Source organism: Vibrio sp. 10N.261.52.A1 (assembly GCF_002876325.1).
Taxonomy (GTDB): domain Bacteria; phylum Pseudomonadota; class Gammaproteobacteria; order Enterobacterales; family Vibrionaceae; genus Vibrio; species Vibrio chagasii.
In genome coordinates this window covers 1-393 of record NZ_MCYD01000229.1, presented here as the reverse complement: position 1 = coordinate 393, position 393 = coordinate 1, and the positions used below count along the sequence as shown (strand labels likewise).

Sequence of the window (393 nt, the reverse complement as noted above, 5' to 3'; positions counted from 1 at the left end):
ATTTCACGAACCGTTTTTGATTCGTCTAGTACTGGTTCTTGAGGTAGGTAACCTACGTTAAGACCTTGTTGTGCACGAGCTTCGCCATCGATATCAGTATCAATACCAGCCATGATACGTAGTAGGGTAGATTTACCTGAACCATTTAGACCCAAAACACCGATTTTAGCGCCAGGAAAAAAGCTAAGAGAAATGTCTTTAAGAATTTGACGCTTAGGTGGAACAGTTTTGCTCACCCGAGACATGGTATATACGTATTCAGCCATTGCCGATCGATCCTAATTATTGTTCAAAATTGTTAGCTATTTTATACCAATATCCCTAAAGATGTTACTCCTAGGAAAGAAAAGCCATTCTTGAACGAATCCTTACTTACTATTGTCACATTGGTTA

1 protein-coding gene is annotated in these 393 nt (G+C 38.9%); it reads right to left on the bottom strand.

The genetic code is table 11. From position 1 onward, the window contains the following. Positions 1–266 (bottom strand): ATP-binding cassette domain-containing protein (locus tag BCT81_RS02980; protein WP_133152508.1); only part of this gene is annotated, 266 nt, incomplete at its 3' end. Between the last annotated feature and the right edge of the window lie 127 nt (positions 267–393).